The 25,745-nt window shown below is 33.2% G+C and carries 13 protein-coding genes; all 13 read right to left on the bottom strand.

Features of this window, described 5'->3' with window-relative positions; genetic code table 11:
• Positions 1–21: 21 nt before the first annotated feature.
• The gene (locus Q0876_RS11150; protein ID WP_299227833.1) at positions 22–2,133 is read right to left on the bottom strand and encodes a thioredoxin domain-containing protein; all 2,112 of its coding nucleotides are present in this window, start codon (positions 2,131–2,133) and stop codon (positions 22–24) included.
• A gap of 124 nt (positions 2,134–2,257) precedes the next feature.
• Positions 2,258–3,706, bottom strand: coding sequence for a T9SS type A sorting domain-containing protein (locus tag Q0876_RS11145; RefSeq protein ID WP_299227831.1), 1,449 nt, complete (start codon positions 3,704–3,706; stop codon positions 2,258–2,260).
• Positions 3,707–3,913: 207 nt separating this feature from the next.
• Positions 3,914–7,210: a VCBS repeat-containing protein gene (locus Q0876_RS11140; RefSeq protein ID WP_299227829.1), complete on the bottom strand. Its 3,297-nt coding sequence runs from the start codon at positions 7,208–7,210 to the stop codon at positions 3,914–3,916.
• Between the two features lie 94 nt (positions 7,211–7,304).
• Positions 7,305–8,219: a glycosyl hydrolase family 17 protein gene (locus Q0876_RS11135; protein ID WP_299227826.1), complete on the bottom strand. Its 915-nt coding sequence runs from the start codon at positions 8,217–8,219 to the stop codon at positions 7,305–7,307.
• A gap of 16 nt (positions 8,220–8,235) precedes the next feature.
• On the bottom strand, positions 8,236–9,801 hold the full coding sequence (locus Q0876_RS11130) for an MFS transporter (RefSeq protein WP_299227823.1): 1,566 nt from the start codon (positions 9,799–9,801) through the stop codon (positions 8,236–8,238).
• A gap of 2 nt (positions 9,802–9,803) precedes the next feature.
• The gene (locus Q0876_RS11125; protein WP_299227820.1) at positions 9,804–11,279 is read right to left on the bottom strand and encodes a glycoside hydrolase family 30 protein; all 1,476 of its coding nucleotides are present in this window, start codon (positions 11,277–11,279) and stop codon (positions 9,804–9,806) included.
• A gap of 69 nt (positions 11,280–11,348) precedes the next feature.
• Positions 11,349–12,641, bottom strand: a complete 1,293-nt coding sequence (locus tag Q0876_RS11120) for a glycosyl hydrolase family 17 protein (protein WP_299227816.1) — start codon at positions 12,639–12,641, stop codon at positions 11,349–11,351.
• Positions 12,642–12,654: 13 nt separating this feature from the next.
• On the bottom strand, positions 12,655–16,119 hold the full coding sequence (locus tag Q0876_RS11115; RefSeq protein ID WP_299227813.1) for a hypothetical protein: 3,465 nt from the start codon (positions 16,117–16,119) through the stop codon (positions 12,655–12,657).
• 131 nt (positions 16,120–16,250) lie between these two features.
• Entirely contained in the window at positions 16,251–17,087 is an 837-nt protein-coding gene (locus tag Q0876_RS11110; protein ID WP_299227810.1) for a PKD domain-containing protein, read from the bottom strand.
• A gap of 15 nt (positions 17,088–17,102) precedes the next feature.
• Positions 17,103–17,918, bottom strand: coding sequence for a glycoside hydrolase family 16 protein (locus tag Q0876_RS11105; protein ID WP_299227807.1), 816 nt, complete (start codon positions 17,916–17,918; stop codon positions 17,103–17,105).
• Positions 17,919–18,005: 87 nt separating this feature from the next.
• Positions 18,006–19,454: a glycosyl hydrolase family 16 gene (locus tag Q0876_RS11100; protein ID WP_299227805.1), complete on the bottom strand. Its 1,449-nt coding sequence runs from the start codon at positions 19,452–19,454 to the stop codon at positions 18,006–18,008.
• Positions 19,455–19,466: 12 nt separating this feature from the next.
• Entirely contained in the window at positions 19,467–22,661 is a 3,195-nt protein-coding gene (locus tag Q0876_RS11095; RefSeq protein ID WP_299227802.1) for a glycoside hydrolase family 2 TIM barrel-domain containing protein, read from the bottom strand.
• 284 nt (positions 22,662–22,945) lie between these two features.
• Positions 22,946–25,744 carry a triple tyrosine motif-containing protein gene (locus tag Q0876_RS11090; RefSeq protein WP_299227799.1) on the bottom strand — a complete coding sequence of 933 codons (2,799 nt, stop codon included), beginning with the start codon at positions 25,742–25,744 and terminating at the stop codon, positions 22,946–22,948.
• Position 25,745: the final 1 nt, after the last annotated feature.

The following is a 25,745-nucleotide window of genomic DNA, read 5'->3' as shown; positions in this document are numbered from 1 at the left end:
AGTTAATATATTTTTGAAATTTTACTTAGAAAGCTGTGTTATTGCTTTTTTTATGTCGGTAACAGGAAGTTTACATGTCCCATCTACACATACATATATATATGTTTCATTTTCATTAAACCTATTTGCCATTATTGGTATTTTGCTATCTTCAAGCGCTCCAGCTAGTAATACATTTGGTATGTAATTCCTGTTAATCTGTTGTAGTTTTTCTATAGCATTTGTACCAGATATTGCAACCTCATAATAAGGTTTACAATAATTTAAATATAATGTGAGCCAATTGGTATAACCAGATGGGCTTTGTTTAATATCAGAATCAATGTTTGCTAACATTTGCTTGGCCATATTACCATAATTTTTATCAAAATAGTAATGACTCAACTTAAATAGGTTTATCGCTAATACTGAATTAGAAGAAGGAATCACGTTATCTATAACTTCAGTTTTTCTAGCTATTAGATTAGTTTCTGTGTCTGGAGTAAAATAGAACATATTACTCTCAGTATCTAAGAAATGTGTAATGCTATAATCCATAAGATTTTTAGCCGTCTTTAACCAGTGTTCATCAAGGGTTACTTGATATAATTCAATAAATGCTGAGATGGTATGTGCATAATCTTCAGAAAAACCCTCAATAGTACTTTTCCCGTCTTTGTGATTATGAAATAAAGACCCATCATCATCCATTTGATATTCTTCGATGAATAATGCATTTTTTATCGCTTTATTCAAATAGGATGGGTTTCCTATCACACGATAGGCGTCCAAATATGATTTCAACATAAGTGCATTCCATGAGGTCAAAATTTTATCATCGGTTCTTGGACGCAACCTTTTGCTTCTCGCATTGAAAAGTATTGTTTTCCATTCTGAAACTTTAACATCTAATTCCTGTTTTGTTAAACCTAAACTGTCTAATAGTGATTCGTTAGAATTGGTTTTATATAGAATATATTGATCGTTTTCCCACTTACCAATAGAATTTATATTGTAATATATCTTAAATGTGTTGTAATCATTTTTTAATATTTTTTTTAGTTCAGCTTCAGTCCAAGAGTAAAATATTCCTTCTTCTAAACGACCATCTTGAGTTTTACTGTCTGCATCAATTGAAGAGTAGAATGCTCCATTTTCATGAGTTAATTCCCTATCAACAAAATCAAGCGTTTGAGTTATCACAGATTTATAATATGAGTTACCAGAAACTTTATAGGCATTAGTGTAAAGACTTACTAACTGTGCATTATCGTAAAGCATTTTCTCAAAATGAGGGACATGCCATTTGTCATCTATTGAATATCTAGAAAAACCACCTCCTATTTGATCATGGATGCCACCATTTGCCATTTTTGTTAATGTAAGCATTACAAAATCTTGCAATACTTTATCGTCGTACTGAAAACTATACCTTAACAAAAAATTCAAATTACTAGGCATTGGAAATTTAGGAGCTTCTTTTTGACCGCCTAGATTAAAATCCAAAGACGATTTCAAATCTTCAACTATTGATCGAATGTTTTCTGTATCAAACTGAACTTCTTCGTTGTTTACGGTAATTAAATCTGAGCGTTTAACACCTTCAGTAAGTTTTTCGGCATAGGCAATAACTTTTTCAGGATCTTCTTTATACAAATTAGACATGTCTTCTAATATCTTTATCCATTGTTTTTTTGTAAAATAAGTCCCACCAAATACAGGTCTTCCGTCTGGTAAAGCAATACAATTAAGTGGCCAACCTCCACTACCTGTCATTAACTGAACTGCATTCATGTAAATTTGATCAATATCTGGCCGTTCCTCTCTATCAACTTTAATACTTATAAAGTTATCATTCATTAATTTAGCTACAGAGTCGCTTTCAAAACTTTCGCTTTCCATAACATGACACCAATGGCAAGCTGAGTAACCCACCGAAATAACTATTAGTTTATTCTGATCTTGAGCCAGTTTTAAAGATTTAGAGTTCCAAGCCTTCCAGTCTACGGGATTGTAAGCATGTTGAAGGAGGTATGGACTTGTTTCATTGATTAGCTCATTTACATGATCCTGTTTTTTAGCAGTAGCTTTATCCTTATTACAATTGCTAACTAAAATTAATAATAAAGTAAGGAGGCTAATTTTCTTCAACATAAATTAAGTGATACTATTAAATTCTATACAAAAATAATCTATAAAGCGATTTTACATCATAAAAAAGCGTGTTTAAAATGATATAAACACGCTTTTTATATTTGTAAAAAATAAGAATATGTACTTATTCTTTAATTAGTTTTACAGTTTTGGATCCATTTAATCCTTCAATTCTTGCAAAATACATTCCTGGATTTAATGTAGATCCGTCAATCTTAACTTCTGTACTATTGGTAGATAAGTTAACAACTTGTTTGCCTAAAATATCATATAATACTACTGAATTAATTGTTGTACTACTTTCAATGTACCAACTATCTGAAGAAGGGTTAGGGAATACTCTCAATTGTGAAGCATCAAATTCTTCAACAGATAATACTGTTGGCATGTCTACAGTAAGTAAGAAATTATCAATATACAGAAAACCTGCATTATCTACAGATTGTCCTAATGGATCAAATTTCCATTGGAAGAAGTCAGCACTTGAAAAACCTAAACCAGTAAAGTAAGACATAGGTATTATAACTTTAGTCCAAGCTTCTTCAACAGTAGTTTCATTAACACCAACCTCATAAACAAATCCTGTTACGTTTGGATTATTGTGTATCATTTCTAATCGAAATCCTGGACTTCCATTTGTAGCAGTATACCAATAATCAAAAGAAACAAAGCCGTAAGGAGTGGCATCAACTGGACCTTCACCTTGTCCATAACCCGCTATACCTGTGTCAAAACGCCAAGCCGAATTTACATCAGCACTAGGGTCTAAATCCAACTCAACTGGAGGTGTACCAAAACCGTAAGCAAATGGCCAGTTAGTAGTATAGTTAGTAACATCACCTGCTAAGTTACCATTATAAATGCTAAACGTTTCACCATCAGGAGAGCCGGGCAATGGTGCTGGACCTGCTGGTTCTGGTGGACATGCAGGACATGAAGAACCACCACAATCAACACCTTCCTCATCTTGATTCATTATGCCATCACTACACGTTTCTATAGGCAACGCTTGACCAGCAACAGCAGTAATATTATCTACATAAACAATGAAATCTTGTCCATTGTTCCAAATAGGGTTTGGAGCATCTCCACCACTTCCTGCCCAATTAGGGAAGAAATTAATTTGACTGTATTCACCATCAGGCAAACTTTGGCCGTCAAGTACTTGATCGAATGTAAACGTTAAAGTTTGCCATGTTCCATTACTTGTATCATAAGTTGCACTAGCCGCTGATGAACTAGCCGTATTGAAAACATTGTCATCTACTCTAGCTAACATGTTAAAGTTTTGTGTACTGTATACATCAACTTCAACAGTAACATTAGATGTGGACAAATCAATCAAATTATTTTGCATAATTAGATTTGCCTGTTGCCATGGGTCTCCTGCAGCAGAAGAGATGATTTCTCCTACCATGTTTGTTCCATCCAAAGGATCTACAATAACATTTGCACCACCTAATCCATTGTCGGTAGTCCAAACAGCGTTACCACCTTCAAAATCTTCTAAATTAGCTTGTGCGAAACCTACAGAAGCAACCAAAAGACATAATAAAAATGTAATTTTTTTCATACTTTTTTGAGTTATTATTAATTATTGATACAAGAAACTGAATTTAATTGAATTATTCACTCATAGCCACCTATACAAAAACTATACAAAAAGAATTTTATGATAAAAACAACTATCTTGTGTATTTCTATAAATCCCTGATTACAAAATAATTAGAATGATAAATCTATTTAAACAAAGAAAACAGCATCCAATACATTAAGAGTTTTAACGTTTAATTCTAAAAAATGACGGATAAGAATTATTGTTAGTTACAATAATGCCTGTATCATTTTTGAAAGTTAAAAGTTCTATATTTCTACTATCTTCAGGAACATAGAATCCGCTTTTTAGAGGTGGTACATATTCAAAATTATTATTACCATCGCCAAAAAACACAGCTCCAAATCCAGCATCATAACGCGTTGTTTCTACCTCTACTCCATAATGATTACCAACTGTGATTATATCTTTGTTTCCATCTTTATTAATATCTAAAACTAGAGAAGATTTTATTGGAGATATTTGAGCTTCATTAGGGAGTGGTTTTTTTACTAATTTTCCGTTTTCATTCAATAGAATGATACTTTCAAAACTTTTTATTTCATAAACTACTGCATCTTCTACTTTGTCTTCAGGTAGTATATCTATCAATTTTGAAGAAGCAAAACTGTGATAATCTTCAAATTTTTCAGCTACATAAGGCATTTGCTGACTTGTACATTCTCTTCCTCTAAGTGGCACATAATCATCTTTATAAAATTTTGCAAGAACTACATCATTAGTTCCATTATTATCAAAATCATTAGCGAAAACTTTAAAAGGATGCTCATTTGAAGCCTTAAACTTATTGTTTTTACCTAAATTACCAATGATGTAATCGTCATCACCATCATTATCTATATCATTGCTTGTGATAGACCACCAGATACCTCTTGTGTTATTAAGTCCATATATTTCAGATTGGTCTTCAAAAACACCATTTTGATTTTTCAGTAATTTAATTTCCATCCACTCACCAACTATCATCAAGTCTTGATCGTTGTCATTATCTATATCAGTAAAAATGGCATCTGTAACCATACCTATATTTTCTAGCGCAGGTGCAATATCTAAAGAAGCTTTAGTAAAATTTCCTTTTTCATTAATCAATAAATAACTTGTTGCTGGGAATGTATATTTACCTTGAATAAGGCGAGTACCAACAAAAAGATCTTTATCACCATCATTATCTATATCTGAAGCTTTTATACATTGTGTACTTTGAGCAATATTTGGCAAAGCTCTTTCTCGTTTAACAAAATCTCCAGAGCCATTATTAATATATAATCGGTCTTTAAGTAATTCATTACCAATATTGAACTCGTTTCCTCCACTAGCTATGTACAAATCAAAATCGTTATCATCATCAACATCAATGAACAGGCAACCCATATCTTCAGAGGCTTTATCATTTTCCCAAGGTTGAGACTTACTTTTCACAAACTGTCCATTATCTTTTTGCAAATATAATATTCCACTTTGTCCGGCTGCACCTCCAATGAACATGTCATCTAATCCGTCACTATTTACATCTCCAACAGTAGTAAAAGGTCCATTTTGTGACAGCTTATGTGGTAATAAAATCTGTTCTTGAAAATCATCAAATTCATTTTCTTTGTGTCTATAATCAACACCAATTTTGTTGTTGCCAATTTGAGTAAAGAAGGTTTCTGAATTTTCTTTTTCAACTGAATTCAGCTTTGCATCAGAAAATTTAGCCATTATTTTTTGATTAGCGCTAATATTTTCAAAAACATTCATTTTTCCATTAGGCCAAAAAACTTCAACCTTTTCTACTTCAGTATCTTTACCTAAACCGAAAAACAAATTATGCTCTACTGAAGAGATAAAACCGCGTGTTACGGTATTTTCTGCAAATTGAATTTTACCATTATGATAAATAACAGCTTTAGCTCCAATTCCAAATTTATTTTTATCAGAACCTTCTAATTTGATTTTTAAAAAATTACCTGTGGCTTTATTTTCATAAATAAATGCTGGAGCGTCAATATTATTAGTTATTACATCTAAGTCGCCATCGTTATCTAAATCTCCATAAGCCATTCCATTAGAAAAACTTGGTGTATCGAACCCCCATTTTTCAGTTACTTTTTCAAATTCTAAATTTCCTTTATTTCTGTAAGCATAGTTAGAAATTTGCTGAGAAGGTGTGTCTTTACTCAATTGGAAAAGATCTTCCGCAGTAGCATTTTTGCCAAGATTTTGAACTTTGTTTCTGTAGTCATTATTATCAACATCTTTTTTTATGCCATTAGAAATAATAATATCTTTCCAGCCATCATTATCTAGATCAACTATAAGACTCGCCCAACTCCAATCTGTAAAAGATATGCCAGCCATGTTAGCAATATCAGAAAAACTCCCTAAGCCAGTATTTATTTGTAATGCATTAGTCATATATTGATAATGAGCCCCAGCCTCTACTAATGTATTAAATGCTTCTGTACTCATAGAAGCCATATTGGTTTTTGATCTGTAATGATCCTCAGGAGTCATATCTGTTGTTATTAGATCTAATAACCCATCATTATTGATATCACCGGTATCCGACCCCATACTTAATTGAGTGATATGTTTTAGCTTTTCATTTATAACGTTGCGAAATGTACCATCTCCATTATTATAATACATAAAGTCTGGTTCAGCATAATCATTTGCTACGTACAAATCCATCCATCCGTCATTATTAAAATCTGAAGCATTGACACTTAATCCATAAGCTACATTTCTAGAAATACCAACTTGATCTGAAACATCTATAAATTTTCCATTTTCATTTCGGTACAATCTATCCCTAAAATATTTGAATTGTTCTTTAGGTATTTTATTAATTAGCAATAATTTTTTATCAGCGACTTGATTTACTTGATACATATCTAAATCACCATCATTATCCATATCAAAAAAAACAGCTTGTGTAGAAAACCCAACATCTGCTAAACCATATTTAATAGCAGATTCTGTAAATGTCAAATCTTGATTATTAATATATAATTGATTTCTACGATCTTCAAGTTTGGAAGAATTACCATTACGACTAATGTAGATATCGAGATAACCATCTGCATTTACATCTGCCATAGTTACACCCCAAGTCCAGCCAGAGTTTTTCCCAACTTTAGATTTTTTTGTTATATCTTCAAATTGAAAATTACCTTTGTTAAGGTATAGTCTATCAGCAACTTGATTTCCTCCAAAGAAAACATCAGGCAAACCATCATTATTTAAATCTCCTATAGCTACACCAGATCCAACATACATCTGACTGTAGTAATAATGATTAAAAAAAGTTGATTCTTTTATCGTGTTGCTAAAATCTATACCCGTTTTTTCTGGAGCTAATAGTGTTAAGCCTCCAACTAATTCTTCTGGATATAAATTCCTCTGAGGCTCTTGCTCACAATTATAAAATAAGATGAGTACCAGTAATAACAACGCATAGCGAATCTTTATCTTTTTCATTTATAGTAAAAATTAATTAAGTAAAGATAATGAATTAATGATGTTTGATTTATCACTTTAACGCTTCTTTTAAAGAAATGTACAAGGGGAAAATCTAAAATTTTAATTTCTCATACTTGTCCCAAAGCCCCCAATATGCACCTACATCTCCCTCATCACCAGTTTTCCATGATTCATCGAATGATGAGAAGTAAAAGATTGGGATTTCATTTTGTTTGGTCCAATTAATAGCATCTATAAAATACTTCATAGCAGCTTCAGGACCTGCTACAGCTCCTTTAAGGCTTCCGCCTTCGCTTGGCCATCCGGTTTCAGTTATAATAATTGGTTTGCCTTGTGCAGCATCAACAACCTGACCATACATTGCTTGCATGTGGCCTAATGCATACTCTATTGGACAGCCTTCCCAATATGGATATAAATTGGCTAATATGACATCAGAATGCTCCACTAAAATAGGGTGACGTGAAAACTCATAATACGCATCTACATAACCAACAGGAATATCTAACCCAGAAAGCGCTTCCTTAACGCGAACGATATACGCTACCAATTCTTCTAAAGACAAATCATTTCTATACAACACTTCATTTCCTACTGCTGCCACATCTACGTGTCCATCTTTTGCAAGTTGTATTAAACCTTCTATTTCCTTTTCATTATCTTCTTTGTTATCACTCAACCAAGCGCCAACTAAAGTTCTCAAACCATGCTTTTTTGCTGCTAAAGGAACATATTCATTACCTTCTATACAAGAAAATGAACGAATCGCTTCAACGTATGGTTTTAATATTCTTACTCTTCTTTCGACTTGCTCAAAACTAATATTATCGCCTGGTTCTTGCCCATCTTCATACATGCTGAAACAAATTCCATGAAAACCGTCGTCTAAAGTTTTTCGCCATAACTTCTTGAGCTCTTCTATAGATAACTCTGATAGGTTAATTCCTTGAGTAGCTATTTGGCTATATCCTTTGTGCTTATAATAAGATTCTTCTCTATATGACATTTTTTTTCTTTATTTTTTATAATTCGCCTCGTCGTTCCACTAATTCTGCTTTAATTTCTCTAGCCCTTTTTTCTGAAAGACTATACTTCCACATTACCCAAACAGCTAGAGCTGCTGTCAATGACGGTACTAAAATATCAGCAATTCTAAGGTTAGTCATAGTTTCTACAGATTGTTCTGTTGTATTTGGATCAAATCCAACAATACTCAAGATTACACCTCCTAGAACAAGTGCAATAGACTGACCTATTTTTACCATCAACCAATAAATAGCTCCAAACGTACCTTCTTTACGAGGCATACCATTCTCTAATTCATCTAGATCACAAACATCAGCAGTCATTGACATCATCAACGTGAATAGCCCTCCCATACCAAAGGCGAACAAAGGAATTGGAACAAAAATAAGCCATGGCACTTCACTACCTGGATCAATACTAAACCAGGACATTCCTATATTTTCAAGTACAGGATTTAAAGATTCAAAAATAGAGCTAACACCTGAGTTCAAACTTTTACCAAATCCAGTTTGATTAAACTGGTTGTTTAATTCTTTATCAAATCCCCACCACTTTAGGAGATAACCAACAATAGATAAAACAGTAGAAATTATAAATGCTCTTCGCTTCCCCCACTTATTTGCCATTCTTGAAATAATAGGTATAACAATAAATGCCGTTATAATAGCATTTATAGTATTGAACCAAGCTGGCCATGTTCCTGCCAATTCATAACTACCATTATACATATAAAATACAATGATAAAAACTCCAAATGCAGCCACAAGTTGAAAGCCATTGAACACCAAAAATGTAGCACCACAAAGCTTCATAAAAGGCTTGTTTTTAGACACTTGCTTGATTCCATCAAATAAATCTTTCATATTTGAAGCTAAAGATTTTAGTGAGATTTCTTTACGATTCTCCATATTTGCTGAATCAATACCCTTACAAAATAATGCTGGTAAAATACCAAACACTATACATAAAGCACCAACTATAAGTGCCATTGTACGTACCCCTTCAGTTTGTGTATTAAAGGTATTTGAATCTGGAATAATTACATATAACCAAGGCACAATCATCCAAGCAATTTGCCCCATGGTGTTAGAAAAAGCCATTAAGCGTGTACGCTCGTTATAATCGGAAGTCATTTCATATCCCAAACCTACTAAAGGTGTAGCAAACATTGTATTTCCAATGAGAAATAACAACTGAAGAATCATGACATGCCAGATAATGTATGATTGAGATGCATTATCATCTATTTGCCACATTAAGAAAAATAATATCCCGCTTATAATAGCACCTATAAATATATATGGTCTTCTTCTTCCCCATCTTGATTTTGTATTATCAGAAATGAAACCCATTATTGGGTCGGTTATTGAATCAAATATTCTAGGTAAACCTCCTAAAAGTCCTGCCCATAAAGGGTCAACTCCCCAAGCAGTCAATAAAAAGAATTGGATAAAAACACCAAGAGTGCCTGGAAGAATATTCAATATAAAATGACCAGCACCGAAGGCAGCTTTCTGACCTACTGGAACTTTATCTTTTGCTGCTGTTTTAATATTTGACATAATTATTTTGTTTTAGTTGGTATCATAATCGTTTGAATTGCTTGAGGACTTATTTTTATATCTACAGTACTTTCATTTAAAGAAAGTGAAAATGCTTTTTCTGACATGCCCTCATTAAAAACCACCACAGCAATTGAATCATCTGGGTTTTTAGCAGCGGTAACCATCAAATCTTTATCTGGGTTTTCTACATCAATCACTACAGCACCAGGTCGTATATACTTACTAAAATGCGCCATTGTGTAATATAGAGGCGTGAAGTATACTTCATCTGCATCTGGATCTACAATAACTGGCGCTACACACCAGTTTTCGAACCAATTAGGTCCGCCTTGTCTGTCAAGAACCATATTCCAATCTACCCATCCGTCAACCCAATTGTTCAAACAGCCTATAATATCTCTTGCATAACGATTAACTGGTGCATATTTTGGATGTAAATATTTTTCATCTTCGGCAGCCCAATCCCAACCCCAATCTGTGGCTTCTTTAGACCAATACCAAATATCATCTTTCCATTTTGGCACTTCAGAATCTACACAGCCCTCGGTTTCAATTAGCAATTTATCTGGAGCCTTTGCATGTGCATACTGAAGAGCTTCAGGGAAAAAGTCATACGTACTTTCATACCAGTGGATTGCAGTTCCGTCGTAATATTTTGAAGATGCTTCATTTGCATACATTACATCAACCCATTCTTTTAAGCCTGCCCTGTTTTGATCATAGCCTAAAATAATCTTGTCGCCTTTACCGTCTGCTTCTAATTTAGGGCCTAAGTGATACTGTACAAACGTTGTCATCTCTTCAGGAGTAAAATGCATGCTTTCCCAATTATTACCATTACCATGAGGTTCATTCTCTACTGTAAAACCCCAAATATCGATACCTTCAGCTTTATATGCGTCTAAATATTTTGAAAAGAACAAAGCCCAAGTATCATAATATTTTGGAAGCAGTTTTCCTCCTACCCATTCATTATTATCTTTCATCCATGGTGGAGCTGTCCAAGGAGATGCAAAAATATCGAAACCATCCTCTGAAACAGCCATAGCATCTTTTATCATTGGAATGAGATCATCCATATCTTCTTTAATCGTAAAGTGCTCCAAATACATATCCTCTTTAACAGGAGCATAAGAGTATTGACTTAATGAAAAATCACAAGAATTCATGTGTGTTCTAGTTAAAGAATAGTTTGCACCTTCTCTACTGAAATATGCTTTCAATATTTTATTCCTGTTCTCTTTACTAAGTTTATTTAATAAATATGCTGAAGACTCGGTAAATGCACCTCCAAAACCAGTAATGGTTTGAAATTCCTTTTCAGGTGATATTTTTAAAACTATTAAAGAATCTGCAGCAGTAAATTTGGCAACCTTTGTTAATTTATTACCACTAGCAGAAGTTTCATAAACTTCTACTTCTAGCAGATCTACTAACTCTTCTTTTTTTTCATGCGTTTCTTTATAGCTTGCCATAATTAGTACTAAAAGGGAACAAATTAAATAGTTAAATGCTTTCATATTGAACTGTATTATTTGACATACTTATCGATGTGCCATAATTTCATTTAGTGTGGGTGGCACCAATACTTCTTGTAACAATGCGTTTTTATCTCCATTATAGGTCTTCGTTATTGGATTTCCATTTCTTGTTAATCCTTTAAAAATCCCTTTATCTACTAAGTCCCATATTGGATATTTAGCTTTTCCATCAATTGTAAATAATCCAAAGTGGTTTTCAGAACCATTTGGGTGGTGTGCATCTTTCCATTGTTCATTGAAAGCTTCAAAGTAAAAACAAGATATCCGAGCCGAATTGGTCCATTCTCTCATGAGTTTATGGTACAAGCCTTGTTTATATTCATCTGTTGCTCTAGAGCCATTTGCACCATAAAACCCTTTAGACACTGTTGCCCAACCCGTTTCGCCTATGTGTATAGGTTTCTTTACCCCTAAACTTTTCATATAATTGGCAACACTATCATATTGGTGTTTTGAAAAATTAATTGCACGTTTCATAGCTGCATCAATTTTTTCTATATCAGAAAGATTTTCTTCGCTTTCTGGAACACCCCAAAATTCAGGATTATAATGTGAATTATGGTAAGGATAGGTATGCATGGAGATGTAATCTACAGCTTTGACCAATTTCTCAAGATCTTCAACATGGTATTGGTGTTCTCCACCACCCCAAGAAGCAAAATCATCTGAACTAGTGATCCATAAATTCTTAGGTAATTTTCCAGATTTTTTTAAATCCTGTAAATGGTTTACCCATTTTAAAATAACATTTGGCTGCACATAATAACTTGTAGCCCATTTTACCATGGCTTCATTGCCAACGGCTAAAACCTTAATGATATCTGGGTATTGATTAGCCAAGGCTACAGCTCTTTCAATTTCTGCAGCATTATTGGGACTTTCAATATCATGATTTATTGGTTGGTCTGTCCATGCGTTTAAACAATCTATCCATGCGCCAAGCATTACATACATTTCAAAACTAGAATCTTCTTGTTTAAGTTCTGTGATTGCTTTCAAAATATTAGAAGCATGAGGCAATTGTACATTATAAGTTCTTAGTATTTTGATGCCCATTGCCGACAATATTTTCATATCATCTTTCAATTCTTTTAAGGTAGGTTGACTGTCTCTAGACTTTTTACGATAACCTCCATAGGATATTGCTAAATAGTTCGGATTTCCTAATATATCTTTAGCTGTCACTGTTTTTAGTGTCTGCATTTCTTCTTTTTTAGATTTAGAGTTTTTTTCACCACAAGACATTATGAAAATTGAACAAACAGTTACTAATATAATTTTAACTTTCAATTTCATAAGCGAATTGTTTTTATTTTAGCCGATCTGGATTAATATTAACAACAATTTTTTCGATTGTGCCTAATCTTTGAAAAACAGCACTACTTGTTTCTTTATCCAAATGAAGTTGGTTAAACGTACTGTTTTGATTATTGTCTTTAAAAACAGTGATTCCTTCTTCTTGACTAATATTATATATAATTGGTATTTGACAATATGTAAATGCTAACGAATTGATATCCAATGGGATTTCTTTCGCATTTTGCTTGAGGTCGACGTAATGATATACTTTAGGTTCTTGTATAAATTCATCTTTTCTCAACATGCATGGATTGAATGTTAACTGTCCGTTCTTTATAAAGACACCTAATTCTCCAATACGAGACAATATATCTTCTTTTACTTGACCAGTCATTCCTGGTTGCTGAGCTCCTTTTCCAGATGGTGTATGAGAATAAGGGTCAGTAGGAAAGGCACCATAAAGTTTTGGAGGCTTGTGAGCTCCTATTCCTTCGTTAATTTCGTAATAATGCTCTAATAGTCGCCCAATAATCTCTTCGCTTTCATTGTCATTTATGGCTTTTAAACAACATTCCTGTACTGCTAATTGTAACTTAGAAACCATATGCCAATAAATTGAACCCAATCCTTCATAACCATAGAATGTTCCTGAACGACCAGTAAATGCTTTATGGTTAAAGACTTCTTCGAAAGTTTTTAAGAGTTGTGATCTTTCATTTTCTATTAATGGTTCATATTTGGTTCCTATCAAATCGTTCAATGCTTGTTTTAAACTGCTAGCATTATTAAAATTACCATTGAAATGATAAATTCCATTGATATCCTTAACTATTATTTGCTTATGTTCATCATTGACTAATTTCTGTAATAAACTTGAGTTTTCGACTGCAGCTTTAGGAATTCTGTTTTTTTGCAAGAACCTTGGCAACTGCTTGTTTGGGTATAACAAATAACTATATTGATCTTCTCTAAACAATTCACTCGCTTTTAATGCATCAAGTAACTTGAGTGCTGCCTTGGAGGATACATAACCAGAACTTAAAGCTGCTACTTGACCTTCTAACATTTCATCTAAATAAGAAATAGAAATTTCATAGTCGTTTTCAAGAGTCATTAGGTTATAAGCATGGTATAAATTATCTGTTCGCTTATTGGCATCAATAGTATGATCTAAATACTTTAAAGTAATTGTAATGAAGTGTTTAAGGCTATCTTTAGAAATACTAGTCTTGTTTCCCGTAAATGCTTTTTCATATATCGTAGTTCTGTAAACGCTTCCTGCTTCACCTAGACCATCGAGAATTGTTTTTCTTTCTTTATTTGAAATAGAATTTGATAGTAAGTCTTTATGAGTTTCTAAAGTACTCAATACACTATTGAAAAACACTGATAATTCTTCAGAAATCAGGATTTCGTTTTCATTTTCATTTTCATTTTCATAAGAGACTATTTTATGAAAGAAATTTAGAAAACGCCTAAGATAATTTAAGGTTACCATTGAGACACCATTGCCAACTAATGCGTTATTAGCATCATTCCACTCAGGACGCTGGGTATTTAACCAAATACCTGCTTCAGGAATAAAATTTGACATTTTAGCTAGAACAGTTGCCAATATCTTTTCGACAAAATTGACCTTACATATAAAGAAATTTTGATCTCTAAGTAGTGCACCATCTGCACCTAATTCAGTTCGCTTTACATGAATTTTCTCATCCAACACTTCATCAAATTCAATAGTGTCTTTTGGGTTTTCAAGGATCTCTTTATAAGGTTTTATCTTGTAAGGAACATTAGCATAAACGAATAAATCTTTACTGAAATAGCTTGATAATTTGCCTGGATCATGATCTTCTATAAATTCTAAAAATTTTAATAGATAGATAATTTGATGGTCTCCCCAATATCCAATGTATGACCAAGGGTCGTCTGGCTCAATGACCTCCCAATCAAAACCGTCTTTTGTTACTCTGTAAGGGTTGTAGCCGTCAAAAGTAGTCGCATTTAAAAATTTATGGATCATACTTTCAATAAATTCAGGATATGCATGTGCTAAGGCTTCCCAATTTTGAAAAATATCACGCCAATTTCCCTCATAATCTAGTATTTTAGAGCCATCTATTTCGCTGCGTGTGTTTATTGAAAATTTATTCCAAGGTCTACTTGGGTCTCCATGACGACGACTAAACTTCAATGGCATATACTCTAAGCACAAACGACGAAAATTTTTATCGTCACTCTGATAGCCAATGGTTTTAAGTTTCGAAAGTGTAAATACATCTGGCAAAGAATTTAATACTCCTGCAGCTTTAGAGAATACTTTTCTATTAGCTGTAGAAAGGTAATTACTGAAATCCCATTTTTCAATATTATAATTATCGTCAAAAATTCCACCACGCATAATATTGAAAAGGGTATTAGCAAAGTGTCGTGTATCTCTTTGTTTGTCAGCTGTTAATTGAATTCCATCTGAAGATGCATTAAGTTGAATCAATCGTTTTGTTCCAATATTAATATCTGCTTGAATAGTCTCAACTAACTGCGAATCAGTCTTAATGAGGTTTATAATTTGAGCTATAGAGGCATGGTCTTGATTAACATTTCCAATGAGCATCCATTCTTTTTCAGAATTTGCCACTAATGTTATATTGGCATTGATAAAATAGGCTCCTTTTTCTGCTCTAACATCTACTTCATTTTGTATAGGTTCTTTAGATCTGAAGTTTTTAAGTTGCAATGATGATAATAAGTATTTTGGATTCTCAAAACCTACAGACCATGCTATATTAGACTTAAGAGCTTCACTTGGTTCAGCTTTATCCACAATGATTGCACTCAAAGCAAATATCCCTAAGCCGACCTCTTTTTCTAATTCACTTTTCTTGTATGCGTCAACTAAATTACTTACTCTGGTTTGAGTATCTGAAGGTACTCCGTATGGTAAAATATTTTGAAAGCCGTCAAGCATAGAAATTTCAACCTCAGAGGAAGAATTATTAATTAGCTTAGATTTTTTTACGAATCCAAAATTACTACTTGAGTTCCATTGATATCGAAACGTTAAATCTAGATCGTGGTTGATCTCTTCAAAGATAATTTTATTACCATATATATTCTTGTATAGGTTTCTACTGGTTTGATAAACACCTTCTTGTCGTATAGAAAAAGGCTCCCAAAGCTTAGTATCGGCAGTATCGGTCTTCACTAAAAAGATAGACTTGCTTCCAGTAATTTCAGCAGATTCAGTTATTTTATCATCTGTGTAATATGGGAAGAATGCATTCTCGCTATCTTTTCTTCCTGCACTTAAACCGCCATTGCTTGATATAAACATCCAATGATTAGAATCACTTACTATACTCATGAAAAATGGACGCATTTTGTCATGATTGGAAATTTTTAGATAGGACTCATTATCAATAGTTACCGACTTAAGTCTTACTGCTTTATCTTGTAAAGTTTGTGTATTGGGCATTAGCTAATTGCTTAAATTTTTATAGTTTAAAAAATCAATCAGTACTAACTGTGATCTTAAAAAAATTATCTATGATTTAGTTGATCTAATACGGCTTTAGCATAAAATGCTAAAGCCGTTATTTGTATTAATTATTGTTGAATTATATCATCAAAGTAGTAAATATCTCCATCACAAGTGGCATTCCTTTCGAAATAAATTATCATACTTTCAAATGTTCCAGAAGGAACATCCGTAAAATCAAAAGTAAGCTCTTGCCATTGACCTAATTGAGTGATAGTGGCAACTCTATCTTGCGATGGTTCTGTGTTAGGGAATGGCATAAACTCTAATCTTAATGTTACTTCTGTAAGTTGTGTTTCTGCCAAAACTTTCATTGTAAAAGTTTTATTAGTGATCGTAGAAAAATCTAAAGGAGCATCCAATGCAATACCTAAGCCAGCAAATGTTTGACAACCAGTTGTTTTTTCAAAACGTTGTACAAAACAACTAGGGTTTACGTTATCTATAACTGGGTTATCTACTACAAAACCCGCAGTGTTTCCAAAGGCATCAAAGGTTCCATCTGTAGTGAGAAATGTCCAATTTAAATCACCATTTGCAGGATTTATATTTTCCGCTGTTTCATCTGTACAAATAGGAATATCAATTACAAATGTTTCTTCAAATGTGTCAGAATTACCGTTTATATCAAAAGCAGTTAAAGTCACTACAAAAGTACCATTGGTTTCAAACCTTTGTACTGGATTAATTAGTGTAGATGTATTTCCATTATCAAAATCCCAAAAATAACGCTCAGCATCATTAGAAATATTATTGAACGAAATGGTTCTGGAATCTACATTAGCAATGAACCTAGCTTCTAGATTAATAACTACAGATACATCATCATCTTGTTTACAACTGAATAGTGTAACAGCGAGTATTGCCGTAAATAAAATACTTATTTTATGGTTTAAAAATCTCATTTTTCTCTTATTAAATTAATTATAAACTCTAACATAATCTACATACATACTTTGCGGAAACTCCGTTTCTGCATTTGGTGCACCTGGCAAGCTGCCTCCTACTGCCATATTAATAATGATATAGAATGGACGACCATTAAAAACCCACTCTCCCGAATTTGCAGGAGCATTAAATGTTAATGCTTCTTCTGCGGTTATTTCAGGAGTAATAGTTTGATATAAGTCTCCATCTACATAATAGTTAATATAATCAGGACCCCATTCTATTCCGAATATATGAAACCCTTCATCAAATCGATCGTTCTCTAGCGTATATTCTTTGGAGATAGAGTCACCAGCATTGTAACCTGGCCCGTGAACACTACCAAAAACCACCGTAGGACGATCACCAACATATTCCATGATATCAATTTCTCCACATTGTGGCCAAGCGTTTTGGTCACAATCATTACCTAATAACCAAAATGCTGGCCAAATTCCCTTTCCAACAGGTAGGCGTATACGTGCTTCAAAGCGACCATATCGTTGTTCAAATAAACCTTGAGTAGTTATTCTCGCTGATGTGTAATTAGAACCCATGAATGATTCTTCTCTAGCTGTTAGCACCATTACACCATTTTCAATCGTAACATTCTCAGGTCTATCTGTATAATATTGTAACTCGTTATTACCCCAACCTGGAATTCCTTGGTCTGTTCCATCACCAAGATCATAAGTCCATCTTGTTGGATCTGGTGCTCCTTCTACACTAAACTCATCTTGCCAAACCAAATTTGTAAGTTGAGCTACTTCCTGAGTTTCATCTGTATCACAGTTTGTTAGACAAAGCATTGCACAAACACACAGAATCTTGAAACTGTTAATTCTTAAGTTATTATATTTAAAGTTCATCATATTAAAGTGAAATTAATAATTAATTTAATTAGTGTAGAAGTATATATTATCCAAAATAAAATCTGGACCATTAACCAATATAATTGCTCCTAAATTATCTCTTTGTGTCGCTAAGTTTCCTGCTAAAGGAATTTCAAATTGTGTCCATGCTCCTGCAGTAAGACCAGATGCTGTAAATCTGTAATCAGCATCATCACCTTCTGGTTGACCTGTAAAAATATTCGTTTCAACCATTCCATTAGGTCCTATGTCTCTTATTTGAAATTCAACTGAAGTCGCTGCGTCAGAAACAAAAACATCAACGTGCATGAATTGCATTGCAGAAGCATCAATTGGACTATCATCCCATAAAATTCCTGTAAAATTATTATTAGTATAATTTGCTATTTCATCTCCGTTAATTGATGTTACTGTTGTTACTGTTGTAGAGCCTCCAAAATTTGGTGTAAAGTTCGGTATTACTTCAGCAGTATATGCATCACTGAAGACAGAGAGTACGTTTGTTGCTGGTTGTGTTGGAGTTGGCGCTGTAGGAAATGCGCCTTCTGATGTGATTGTTATAGAACCTTCAGCTAAAACATTGGCTAAGGTAGCCGTTACTGTTGTTGTTCCATCCCCTAAAACGGTAATCTCACCTAAATCATTAACTGATGCCACTGAAGGACTTGAACTTTCAAATACAAAATAACTAGGTGCTGCAGTAACTGTTGTATTAATACCTGTCGGTAAATTAGCAGTATAGGTCAAGGGATTAACCTGGAAAGTTGAACCAGTAAACGCTTCTTCTACCAATTCTTCCCCATTATAAATTCGAGGTCTTGGTTGGCCCAGAGTTCCAAGCTTTTCAAATCTTATTTCATCTAACCAAAATGTCCACCCTATTTCATTACCATTAGGACCATCTCCTAAAACATCGAAAGGAGCAGCGATATAAGAGAACAAACCTCTTTCTTGCTCCAGCTTAGAAGGATCTGGGATAGGTATTATATATTTAGTCCAATTTGTTGTTAGCTCTAAATCATTTCTAACTACTGTAAATTTATCTTCTTCAAAATCTGCACCAAAACCAACACTGGCTAAAGTAGCTGTTGTTGTAGCCTTAGCCCAAAATGTTAAAGCGTCATAGCCTGATAAATCACGGCCAACTCCGCGGTCTCTAAAAATACCACCTGCTAGAAATCCATTAGGATTATCTGGAGAAGGAACGTCAATTCTTATAGATGATGTTCCTTCATAAGCCTCATCACTAACTACCTCAAAAGTATCATCAGTATTATAGCCCTCTGCTGGATCGAACGATTCAAAAAACTCATCTGTTAATCCTACAGGATTATCTATAAATATATCAGCTGTTGAATTAAATGTAGCTGGAACAGCATCATCTGTTACATCTCTTTCACATCCATAGGCTAAGATTAATATTAATCCTAGAATATATGCATTACCTAGTTTTTTCAATTTTATATTTTTCATCTTTCACTATTTTTATCGTCCAATATTAATATGTACATAGGTTCTAATTTCCCATTCGTTTCCGTCCTTGAATCCAGCTGGACTTAACGTTAGTTCTGGAGGGAATGTATTTGGTGTAAATGTATTCGTAGGGGAATATCTAGGTGAAAACTCATCTAGAGACCTCCACGTTCCTCGAATACCAATTCTTGTACTTGGTAAAATGAACCAATCTGGTTTACCTAATGTTGTTGATACATCTAACATTAACTGCATTGGAAATGTTAAGTTGAAATCTCTGTGATAATCAAAAGGTCCCCAATCATTAACTTTAATGTGTGTTTCTAACTTAATGTTATCATATAACATTCTAATGTCACCACCGAAACGCTTTATCAACCTATCGCTATCGCCATTGGCTTGACCATTTCCATAATAGAAGTTACCAATAATTCCTAAATCTGGATTAAGTTTAGATACCATTCTTGAATGAATTTCCCATAAGTCTTCTTGTGGAGCAGAATTTGGAAACGCGAAGAATGAACGATCAGCCTGGAAACCAATATGTGCATCCATTGCTGAAGACATACGATGGTATACGAAACCTAAGTTCATAGCAAATTTTGCATCTTCAGCTCTGTCATTATCCCATTCATACATCCATGTTCCAGGTGTTGGATCAAAGGTAATCAAAAGCTCTCCAGAAGTCGATTTTCTATTACCTTGTCTAACTGCAAACGGATCATCAATTACATTTCTTAATCTTCCAGGAGCAGCGCCTCCATTTGGCATAGCATCTACAAGAGGCATTTGCCATCTAAAGTTTGGAGCAATTTGAAAATCGCCAACTCCATAAGTGAATCCTGTTAAGAAATTTGACATATTCCCACTTCCTGAATCTAATAATCTCCAACCTGTAAACGTACGAGTAGCATCAGCGCCTCCATTGGCAACTAACCCCATTATAGAACCCTGTGCATACCAGTTGAACTTTCCACCTTCATAGGTAATTTTAGCCTTACCACCCCAATTATCTTTACTTTCAACCTTATCTACAACAACTTGTCCATTATCAATATCTTGGAAAGAACTGTCATTGAGCGGACTTCCTCCCCAAATTCCACCAAGCATTAATCCAAATTTTCCAAAATCTCTTTCAACAACAAGCGTAGCTCTTTCAGTTGGCCAAGCAGGAATAATACCACTTCGCAATTGATTAGCATCTAACACACGTCTTCCTGTATCATCAAATTCTAAATCTGTATTGACATCTCTGTGATAAATACCAGTAACTGTATAATGACCTAGCTCTTTTCTATATTTAAACAACATTGTTGGGTTTGCGCCCCACCATAGTTGTGGGCCAAAAGCTGCTTTTGCTCCTTTTAAGGCACCTTTACCGTCTACCTCAAAACCAAAAATTTCACCACCATAGATATCTAAATTTGGTCCGTAATTCGCTTCAGGATATAGACCGAAGAAATCGCCTTCATAACCCCAATGATAATGCCCTGTTCTGTAAAAACCTCTTAAATCAAAATCTTTAGCATTCCATTCGTATTCGGCTTGATACACACGAAGCCTATTAAAATCTGCAATTTCAACATTTACATTATTTGGGCCTTCAACGCCTTCTACAGTAATAGGTCTTCCTACATTTTCATAAAAAATTTCGTTGATTGGATTTTCTGCTACATTTCCTAAAATGTTGAACGTAACATTAGCCTTCATTTGAGGCGCAGGTCTACCTTCTACTCCCACAAAATAAGATTCCATATGATCAAAACCTAATTGGTTAGGAAATTGATTAACATTTGGGTCTTCAGTGTCTGGAGTTGTAATTAAATTACCACCAGTATTGAAAGTTGTAAATTCTGCTCTTAATTGACTTAACCTAATTTTTTCGCTACTACCTCCTCCCAAGGCTGCTTTATCACCTCGTGCTCTTAGCACAGCATCCATTAAATTAATATTCTTAAAATAGTTTTGTACGAAATCAAGATTAATTTCTTCATTGTAAACATCTAACTTGTGAGCTTCTTTTAGGGCATAGTAAGATGCTCTAGGATATAGAGTGTACAAACCTCTAGGATTGGTTGGACCTTTAGCACAAATACCAAACCATTCCTCATTCATGTTATTTGCACCAGGATATGCTTCATCTAATTTATAACCTCCTGCATTCCAAGTGGATTCTGTTTGTTGAGTATCTGCGTCTTTTCTATCATCAAAACCTGCTTTCCACCAGCCGTCAGAAAATTGAAACGTAAAACCTCCAATGGAATTATTTGCCTTACCTAAACCTGCAGCATTTTCATAAATCTCTTTCCAGTTTTCAACCATGTAGAATGCTTGCATTTTTTGGTCTTCTTGATTTTCAATGGCATTATACGCATCAGATCCAAATTCGGTAAACATTATTGGCTTACCATATTCGTTTTTAACTCTTTCGAATGCATCTCCAAATGATTGTCCGCGATACATGTTAGTTCCATAAATATCTACATCTGGACATTCTTCAGCTATGATCTCTAAAAAGAGTAAATCACCATTACATATTGCAACTGGGTGATTAGAATCTATAGCTTTCATGGCTTTTGTAGCCTCGTTCATTAATTTATACATAGGTCTACCTCTTAATTGACCTACGGCATTGATCTTTTCTTCTCCATCAGGGAAATCTTCTGTTTCAGCACCCTGCCAAAACAATCCATAATTATTTTCATTACCTATAAGGTAAAGTAGTATCCCAGGTGTGTTCTTATAATCAGTAACCATCTTAGTGATTTCAGAAAGAAGCAACTCTTTAGTTCGAGGGTCAGAATAATCTGTTATAGGCGTCCATACGCCATCTATAGTTAATCCATAGCGACCAAATGAATCATTAAGCATGGTGTAAATACCATAATTTTCATAAATGTACTTAACCCATTTAGCAGGAACACCTGTATACTGTCTAATTACGTTAACATTCATGTTTTGCAAAAGAGACATTTCAGCGTCTAAGCCTGCTTTAATAATGTCATCTGATTTTTTGTAAAATTCAGCATTAACAACATTAGTGCCAATGGGTACATAATCCCAGTTCATTCCATTAATCATGAAAGGTTTTCCATTTACTGTAAGTTTTGTTCCGCTATCATCAGTCACAACTTGAACTTTATCTACTTGCGCAAATACAGATGTTGTAATTAATAAAAGAACAAATTTTAAGACTTTTTTCTTCATTGTATATTTTTTTAAGTTGGCTTTTGAAGTCATATAATAATTTAACTTAAAATTTTGATTTCATAAAAGTAAATTTAATGTTATGACTTGTTAAAATGACAAAAATCACCTCAACAAAAAACATACATGGTAAAAAAACATGCTTTTTTTTGAGAAATACTTAATTAACCCATAATTTATCTGTGATAATGATAGCAGATCTTTTTAACACTACAACGTTGTAATTATGCTAAAATGTTAAATGTATAGGTAATGTATAGGAAAATATATGGGTTGTATAGTCTTTAAATTTCTAAAATATAGTTTGTTAAGCTAGACTCATGTGGTAAATTCATTTTTTTACGCAACCTATAACGCTTAACTTCTACACTTCTAGGTGAGATATTTAACAGTGGTGCGATTTCCTTAGATGATAGATTTAACCTAAGGTATGCGCAAAGCTTTAGATCATTTGGTGTAAGATTTGTGTGCTTAGATTTTATCTTCTTTAAAAAATCTTTATCTGCATTGTTAAATGCTTCTTGAAAAAATTTCCAATCATCAGTATTGTTTAAGTTTTTATCAATAATCTTAATAACTGGCTTTAAATCTTTATTTTGATCAACTTGTTTTAACTCTTCTTTAATATTATTTAAGAATTCATTCTTTTTTATCAAACTCATAGTTGATATAGCTAATTCTCTATTTTTATTATCAATATCTTGTTGTAACTTTTCATTCTTTAGTTGCATAACTTGCTGTTCGTTCTCTAACTCTTTAAGTTCTAAATCTTGAGCATTTTTTTCAACTAATTTTGCTTTTTGTTTTCTATAATAAGTTCTATATACATTGTGCATAAATAATGAGAATAGAAGAATAGCAAATGTGTAAAGCACTATCATCAAGTTAGTTATGTACCATGGTTTCTTAATCGTAAATGAATAACTAACAGTATTATTCGTCATTATGTTACCAGCTCTTGCTCTTAAATTAAAGGTATAGTTGCCATGAGGCAGATTTTTAAAAAGTATATTTGTTTCGTTAGTCCATTCACTCCATTCATCATACAAACCTTTAAGTTGATATTGATATTCAGCTTCAAGAAATTTATCATAAACAGGTATACTGTACGTAAACTCCATATTATTAAAGCCATCTTCAAAATCTTCATTATTTGATTTGTCAATCAACCGTTTTTCAGATTTAATACCATAATTCTTTATAGAGTTTATAGAAATAGCGTATTCTTTATTTTCTATTTTATCTAAATCCATTATGACATAACCAGTAGATGTACCAAGTAAATACTTTTCGCCAGATATATGAAGTATGTTTTCATACCCTATCATCATCTTGCTTACCTTGTGCGGTAATGATATAGTATTGATTTTTTTAATATTATTTATTTGACCTTGAGATACATAGTTGATGTTTTTATTAGAAAACCCCCAAAGTCTTCTGTTAGTCTCATCTACTATAAGCTTTCCAGTTATGTAAGATGTGTCATCATAAAGTTGGCTTAATACAGAATCTTTTTTAAATGTACTCTGTTCTATATCGTATTTGAAGACACCGTCCTTATAAGCATAAAAAATATCACTTTCATACTTTATGAGTGATGAGTTTAGTCCTTTTTGTATCGTAGAGTCATTATTATATTTTATAACTTCTGTTAAATCGTCATTAAGTAATAACTTATATACTCCTTTGTATTCATGATTTACAAAAAGTGTTGAGTCATTTAAGAAATCGAAATATTTTGATGAAATATCAAAACCTCTCATCTTGTGTTTAAGTGACCATGATCCATTTTGCTTCTCTAAAACATTCAAGCCGTTATAGTTTCCTTGCAATAACACATCTTTAATAGGTTTTATGTTCCATGTTCCTTGAGCTGAAGCAATTAGTGATGCTTCATTATTTTTAACGACAAATGTTCCATCGTTATGGCCGCAAAATAAAGTATTGTCATGCTCAACTAAACACCAAACTTGACCTTTAGTACCTTCAATAAACTGAAAATCATCAGCTGAATCAATTTTTTTATAAAAAAGACCTTGATTGGTTCCTAAGTACAAATAATTGTTATGCTTAGCTGATGTATATATGGTTCCTAAGTTGCCATTTACATCTACAAAGAGTTTAAAAGGAGAATTCATATTGATGCAATTGATCCCATTATCTAAGCCTAACCAAATATTATAGTCACTATCTTCAAAAACAGATAATACTGTATTATTACTAATACCTTGAGAATGATTAATCGAATAGTCAATTTCACCTTGAGCTGTTATAAAAACAATCCCGTTAGAAATTGTTCCTAAAGCAAAGCTTCCATTATTTAGTTTTATACTATTATAAACACTAATTTGAGACAATAATGTCTTTGAGGGTGTATCCCATTCTTCCAATGCATTATCATTAAGCACGTAAAACCCATCGTTTTGAGTTTGAATTAAAAGCTGACCATTATTGTTGAAAATATTTACTAAAATATGATTCTGAATTATTGGATCATTAGTAACTAATTGCCCTTTACCATTCACAATTTTATATATACCGTCATTAAATTTCTGAAAGTAGATTGTACCATCTGCTTTAACCATCTTAGTTAATCTAGTTTCAGAATCAATAATCTTAAATGAATGATCAAATTTATTATAGCTGTATATTCTATTTAGTGACTGAAAAAGAATCCAATCATCAATAGCAATGATATTCCAGAATTGCTCATCTTCAATAAGTTGATCTTTAATTTTATCAGACAAAGATGTATATACCAATTGACCGTATTGGTCATGCATCCAATACCCAAATTCCATGTAACAACCTGTATATACAACGTCATCAATAACATTTACCGATCTAATGATTGTTTTATTAGGTGAAGGATACAATTTCCATCTCGCACCATTAAACTCGAGTAATCCATTATTGTTCGCTACGTATATGAGCTTATCAGAATCTTGAGCTATAGACCAATTTTGATTTTCAGCATCATATGCTGAGTTTGAGAAATATTCAATTGGAGGGAATTCTTGAGCAAGAGTTGCCAGAGAAAACGTGAAGATGAGAATATGAAAAATTAGATTCCTTAACATCATT

It is taken from the genome of uncultured Psychroserpens sp. (assembly GCF_947503375.1).
Taxonomy (GTDB): Bacteria; Bacteroidota; Bacteroidia; order Flavobacteriales; family Flavobacteriaceae; genus Psychroserpens.
This window is presented reverse-complemented; position numbering and strand designations above follow the sequence as displayed.